This window comes from Phyllobacterium sp. P5_D12 (assembly GCF_054049495.1).
Window position 1 is genome coordinate 1 of sequence record NZ_JBFUMG010000252.1, and the last position, 6,201, is coordinate 6,201.

Genomic DNA, 6,201 nt, shown 5'->3' on the forward strand with positions numbered 1-6,201 from the left:
GGCTCCTGGCACGCCAAAGAACACGTGTGCGCCAATCGAGGCGTCGGCGTCGCCCTCGACGATCGCCTTGGTCATCGTCGTATACATTGCACGCGTAAGAGCGTTCTTCTTGTCCGGCCGGTTCATACGGATGATCTGAACAGCGCCACGGCGCTCGATTTGAATATGGTCTGACATGGATTTCCTTATGAAGCGAGGGCCGAACGCGCGTCGAGTAAACTGGCCGCACCATGAATGACGCGGTCTTTTAGCGCTGAAGTTTCGGACAGGAGGTTTTCAGCAAAGAATCGCGCCAACGCCGTCCGTCCAGCACGCTCACCGGCCAGTGCACCCTTTGCCAGGTAAGTCGCTCCGGCGGCGAGACCGAAAAGCCGCAGATAGGGCGTCGCTCCGGCGAAAGCCGCGCTGATCTCGGCGCTGGCCAGCGCCTGCTGCAGCCAAACGCTTGCCGCCTCCAGATCATCCAGACCCGCCAGCAGACGTTGCCCTGTCTGTCCGAAATCTACACTGTTCGATGCCGCCACGGCCTCTGCTACGGCGCGGAGTTCAGCGATATAGGTCCTGATGTGCTCACCCTCGCCCAACTGCAATTTACGCTGGACGAGATCAATGGCCTGGATACCGTTGGTACCTTCATAGATTGGTGCAATGCGTGCATCCCGCAGGAACTGTGCAGCGCCAGTCTCCTCAATATAACCCATCCCGCCATGGACCTGGATGCCGATCGACGCCACATCGACGCCTATATCGGTGGAAAATGCCTTGGCGACCGGCGTCAACAGATTGGCACGGTCTGCCCAGTACCGGGTATCGTCTTCCGACGCTGTTTTTGCCATGTCGAGTGCGTGCGCGCAGGCATAAGCAATGGACCGTGCGGCCCCCGTTAAACCCTTCATCGTCAACAGGTTACGCTGCACATCCGGGTGTTCGATTATCGGGCTCATACCCTCGCCCGTCCAGCCCGGCGCGCGCATCTGACGGCGCTCCTGCGCATAGCCCAATGCCTTCTGGTAGGCGGCCTCCGCCACGGCGACACCCTGAATGCCGACTGCGAGGCGCGCATTGTTCATCATGGTAAACATGCAGGCAAGCCCCCGATTTTTCTCGCCGATAAGCCAGCCAATGGCGCCTGGTTCCTTATCCTTTGCGAAACCGTCGCCGTAGATCATCGTGCAGGTAGGAGAGCCGTGAATGCCCATCTTGTGCTCGATGCCGCCACAAAAGACGTCGTTGCGAGGGCCAAGCGACCCGTCCTCGTTCACCAGAAACTTTGGCACGAGGAACAATGAAATACCCTTGGTGCCCGCCGGTGCATCGGGCAGGCGTGCCAAAACCATATGAATGATATTTTCTGTGAGGTCGTGTTCGCCGTAGGTGATGAATATCTTCGTGCCGAAAATGCGATAGGTACCATCATCGACGCGTTCGGCTCTGGTGCGCAGGGCGCCAACGTCGGAACCAGCCTGTGGCTCGGTGAGATTCATTGTTCCCATCCACTCGCCGGATATGAGCCTCGGCAGATAGGTGTGCTTCAACTCGTCGGTAGCATGCGCTTCCAGCGCTTCGATGGCGCCGAGTGTCAGTGTCGGTCCGATGCCGAAGGCCATCGACCCGGAATTCCACATTTCAAACGTCGCGATCGCCAGCATCATCGGCAAGCCCTGCCCGCCGAATTCCTGCGAACCGGTCAAGGCGTTCCAGCCACCCGCAATCCATTCCCCGTAAACGTCTTTCCAGCCCGGCGGCATGGTAACTTCTGCGTCTTTTAGCGGAGTACCGTGCGTGTCACCAACCTCGAGCAGCGGTGCCACACGGGTAGACGCGAATTTACCCGCTTCTTCCAGAATGGCGTCTACCAGATCATCCGACAAATCAGCGAAACGTCCTTGCGCGATGACTTCGTCGAGTCCGGCGATTGTCTTCAGCGTGTGGGCGATCTCATCGACGGGCGCGCGGTACATCGATCATTTCTCCTCATCCAGTGATGCTCGTTGCGGACCGCACATTGCAACTTTGCGCAGTCCCCAGGCAAGCTTATTTTTACGTAAACGTAAGATATTGCGATAGCGACTTGAAAATCCCGTTCGCAATTAACGGTGGCTAACCGTTTATTAACCGCGATGCGGCGACCATCATTAGGTACTATCAGCTTTAGAGACTTGTTCGCGAGGTGCGAGGAACCACCATTTGACGATCCGCGTACGTACTTTTGCCATGTTCGTTGCCGCCCTCATGTCTGGCGGCCTGGTCCATGCGGAGTCGGAGTTCCGCTCGCCCTGGGCCAACAAAGAGCGCGCGATCATACTCGACGGATACGAACACAACTCCTTCAACCTCATGGAAATCGCCAAGGACCCGCGCGTTGCCGCCTTCATCCACAAAGGCYCCGACGGCATGCCCGCCAATTATCATTGCAACCGTATCGTCGATGCGATGCAACAGGAATTGTGCAAACGCATATGGCGCAATTATTCCGTCTCACGCGAGTTATACCAGACGCGCCGCCAGCTCGCCAAAGCACTGGGGCTCAAATGGGGAGCTTACCATCTCGGCCGTCCCGGCAATCCGATCGAGCAGGCCAATCATTTCATCGATTACACGGACCCGGCCGACGATGAGTTGATGGCGATCGACATCGAGGACAACGACCCTGACAAGTTCATGTCATTGCAGGATGCACAGATTTTTGCCGAACATATCAAGTTCCGCACCGGACGTTATCCGGTTCTGTACACGAACGGCATAACCGCGCGATATATCGCTGACCACCGGCTCGAGTTGCCCATCCTGTCGCGCTTGCCGCTCTGGTATGCTCGCTATCAATCGGACATCGCCCCGCATTTTCCCAAGGGCAACTGGCAGGATTATGTGCTTTGGCAGTTCACTTCGCAGAACAATTGCACCGAGCGGCGCTGCCCCTATCGCCCGCCCGGGACCAGCCGGGACATCGACGTCAACATCGCCGATATGACGGTGACCGAGCTGAAAAGGACGTGGCCCTTCGGTGGTCTGGTCGACGCTATCCCGCCGGACAATCTGCCAATGCCCCGCGACAAGCCGCCATACCAACAACCCATACTGGTCGCCTCTACCGAACCTTTGCTCCCTCCGGCTAAGGGGGCTGTAGACAGCACGATAACTGCTTCGGTGGTGGAGCAGCCTACCGGCCGACTAAGGGCCAGGACCCTCACCGTAGATGCGCTGTCTCTCGCACTCAGCCAATCGGTCTCGCGTCAGCTCGACCACTCCTATGAGACCCCGCCCTTCGGGATCACGACCGCATGTTTGAAGAAAACCAGCATGGCGGCGGATGCGCCCGATCGGATCCGCTACCCCGCCTTGACGCCTTTCCTATAGCGCCCTTTCACGTTCGATGGCGCGCCAGCCAATATCGTGGCGGTAAAAACCCTCCGGCCAATCGATCTTCGCAATCGCGGCATAAGCTGCCTTCTGCGCTCCCTGAACCGTCTTGCCGCTTGCTGTAATGTTTAGAACCCGGCCGCCATTGGCGATCAATTCACCATTCCTGCCCGCAGTTCCCGCGTGGAAAATCTCGACGTTCTCATCATCGCCGGCGGCGTCAACGCCTCTGATCACGCTGCCTTTTTCCGGTGCCGCCGGGTAACCTTTGGCGGCCATGACCACGGTCAGTGCCGGATCGTCATTCCAGCGAACCGACATCTGATCGAGCGCGCCGCCAGCCGCGGCCTTCAGCAGCAGCAACAGATCATCTTTCAGACGCAACATCAGCACCTGCGTCTCCGGATCGCCAAACCGCGTGTTGTATTCAATCAGTTTCGGTCCGTCCTTGGTGATCATCAGACCAGCAAACAACACACCGCTGAAAGGCGCGCCGATCTCGGCCATGCCGCGCATCGTCGGTTTGATCAGGTCACGCATGGTGAGGTCGATGATCGCCTGTGTCATCACCGGCGCTGGCGAATAGGCACCCATGCCGCCAGTGTTGGCGCCGGTATCGCCATCGCCAACACGCTTGTGATCCTGGGCGGTGCCGAAGGGGAGCGCTGTCTTGCCATCGCACAGGCAAAAGAAGCTGGCCTCTTCGCCCTCAAGATATTCTTCCACGACGACTTCGGCACCAGCTCCGCCAAATGCTCCATCGAAACAGGCGTCCACAGCATCGAGCGCTTCCTGAAGTTCGAACGCGACGACCACGCCCTTGCCCGCCGCGAGCCCGTCGGCCTTGACCACGATCGGTACGCCTTCCTGCCGGATATAGGCCTTGGCCGCTTCAGCCTGAGTGAAACGCTGATACTTGCCGGTAGGAATATCGAACTGAGCGCAAAGGTCCTTGGTGAAGCCTTTCGAACCTTCGAGACGTGCGGCAGCCTTTGAAGGACCGAAAACGGAAATTCCGGCAGCGCGCAGATCGTCGGCGATACCGGCGACCAAGGGTGCTTCCGGGCCAACTACAACAAACTCAATCGACTTTTGCTGGCAGAAGGCAATGATCGCTTCGTGATCTGCTGGATCGAGCGCAACGCATTCTGCAACGCTTGCAATGCCTGGATTGCCAGGCGCGCAGTAGAGCGTCGACAACACCGGCGAGGCGGCGATCTTCCAGGCCAAGGCGTGTTCGCGGCCACCCGAACCTATCAGCAAGACGTTCATCGAATTTGAGCTCCGCTTTAAAAACTGTCGTCTCGGTATGGTGTGATGCTCTCAGGGTCAAGCGCGCACCACGGATTTGCCCTGAAAAACTGCCTAAACTGCTTGACTGTATTGCCCAGCGCTGCAAGGTCAAAGCATGACTTCAGAAAAAGACATCATCCAGTCTACACAGGCCCGCGGCAGGGTTTTCGATGCACCGTCAGGTCATTGGGTCTACCGGACGCTGCCTAATTGGCTCTGGCCCTATGCGCAGCTGGCACGTTGGGACCGGCCAATCGGTTGGTGGCTTCTGCTATGGCCGTGCTGGTGGGCAACCGCCCTCGCGGCAGCTGCCGGTGCAAAGGTCGGCGCTCCGCTTTGGTCGGTGCTGCCTTCACCCTATCATTTGGTGCTCTTTCTGATTGGCGCTATCGCCATGCGGGGCGCGGGCTGCACCTATAATGACCTCGCCGACGAAGATATCGACAACAAGGTTGCACGAACGCGTTCGCGGCCGCTTCCATCGGGTCAGGTGAGCCGTAAACAGGCCAAGATTTTTCTCGTTCTGCAGGCACTTGTGGGATTGGCGGTCGTCGTGCAGTTCAACCTGTTCACGGTATTCCTTGCCATCGGATCATTGGTTATCGTTGCGATCTATCCTTTCATGAAACGAATAACCAACTGGCCACAGCTCGTTCTGGGACTTGCCTTTTCCTGGGGTGCGCTTGTGGGATGGTCCGCGCACTTTGGTTCGCTCGACTGGCCAGCTGTCCTGCTTTATGCAGGATCGATCCTGTGGGTCATCGGCTATGACACGATCTACGCCCACCAGGACAAGGAAGATGACGCGCTGGTTGGCGTGCATTCAACCGCCAGGCTGTTCGGCAGCCGCACGCGAGAAGCGCTGATCGTGCTTTATGGCGGCGCATTGGCCCTCTTTCTTGGAGCCTTTGCCGTGGCGGAGGTTCCGATGCCAGCGGTTGCCGGACTGTTGGCTGCGGGCGCGCACATGTATCGCCAGATCATGACACTCGACATCGATAATCCGAACGAATGCCTCAGGCTGTTCAAGTCGAATACCGTGGTTGGCTGGCTGATCTTTCTCGGCCTCGTGTTCGGTGGGTTGTGGACGGTGGTGAAACCGCTGTTCTGAGCTTCATCATGATTTCAAAGAACCGGGTGTGCTTTGCCCTTGCCACGCCCTCATCTTGAGTCTGGCCATTGTTTGCATGCTGGGAAGACGGGCGGTCGTCGGAGCGCGTCTTGGTAGATAAGGTATGCGATCCGAAGACCGCCCGCTAACGTTTTCCCCCTGCCGGCCAGCTTCTGCTTGTTCCGCGGGGCGAGTGGATGAACGCCTGGAGTCCGGGCCCATCGTCGCCGTCGGTGCAGTGTCCGCACGATTGGCGTTGGCGTCAACAATGGAGGCAATATCTGCCTAAAATGCGCAGATTGCCCCCCGAAGACGAACAGGTCGGCCAACGCTTGGGTCCGTTGCCCGCCCGCTGACACGCCGTCCTTCCCCACTTTCGAACGGCTCCGGAAGCAGCTCCCCATGGAAAGGACGGGAATAGGATAGCCGAGGTTTGG

Annotated in this window: 4 protein-coding genes and 1 pseudogene; 2 read left to right on the plus strand and 3 right to left on the minus strand. The window is 58.4% G+C overall.

Going from position 1 to position 6,201, the window contains the following annotated elements:
- Together ACXJ5O_RS16100 and ACXJ5O_RS16105 are read right to left on the minus strand one after the other, a co-directional pair.
- Positions 1-177 (minus strand): annotated as a pseudogene (locus ACXJ5O_RS16100) (crotonase/enoyl-CoA hydratase family protein); the annotation flags it as partial.
- Positions 178-185: 8 nt separating this feature from the next.
- A complete protein-coding gene (locus tag ACXJ5O_RS16105) occupies positions 186-1,961 on the minus strand; it encodes an acyl-CoA dehydrogenase family protein (protein ID WP_457300769.1) in 1,776 nt (591 codons plus the stop codon).
- 226 nt (positions 1,962-2,187) lie between these two features.
- Between ACXJ5O_RS16105 and ACXJ5O_RS16110 the strand changes: the two genes are divergently transcribed.
- Complete coding sequence (locus tag ACXJ5O_RS16110; RefSeq protein WP_457300770.1) at positions 2,188-3,357, plus strand: glycoside hydrolase family 25 protein; 1,170 nt, start codon at positions 2,188-2,190, stop codon at positions 3,355-3,357.
- Here the strand turns inward: ACXJ5O_RS16110 and purD are convergent.
- On the minus strand, positions 3,352-4,632 hold the full coding sequence (gene purD / locus ACXJ5O_RS16115; RefSeq protein WP_457300771.1) for a phosphoribosylamine--glycine ligase: 1,281 nt from the start codon (positions 4,630-4,632) through the stop codon (positions 3,352-3,354). The genes ACXJ5O_RS16110 and purD overlap by 6 nt on opposite strands.
- A 136-nt stretch (positions 4,633-4,768) precedes the next feature.
- Here purD and ubiA point away from each other — a divergent pair, with 136 nt between their 5' ends.
- Positions 4,769-5,764 carry a 4-hydroxybenzoate octaprenyltransferase gene (gene ubiA / locus ACXJ5O_RS16120; RefSeq protein WP_457300772.1) on the plus strand — a complete coding sequence of 332 codons (996 nt, stop codon included), beginning with the start codon at positions 4,769-4,771 and terminating at the stop codon, positions 5,762-5,764.
- The last annotated feature ends 437 nt before the right edge of the window (positions 5,765-6,201 follow it).

What these genes read in the sequence shown, in the direction of transcription:
- ACXJ5O_RS16105 (WP_457300769.1), bottom strand. Translation starts at nt 1,961, where the DNA reads ATGTACCGCGCGCCCGTCGATGAGATCGCCCACACGCTGAAGACAATC.
- purD (WP_457300771.1), bottom strand. Translation starts at nt 4,632, where the DNA reads ATGAACGTCTTGCTGATAGGTTCGGGTGGCCGCGAACACGCCTTGGCC.
- ubiA (WP_457300772.1), top strand. Translation starts at nt 4,769, where the DNA reads ATGACTTCAGAAAAAGACATCATCCAGTCTACACAGGCCCGCGGCAGG.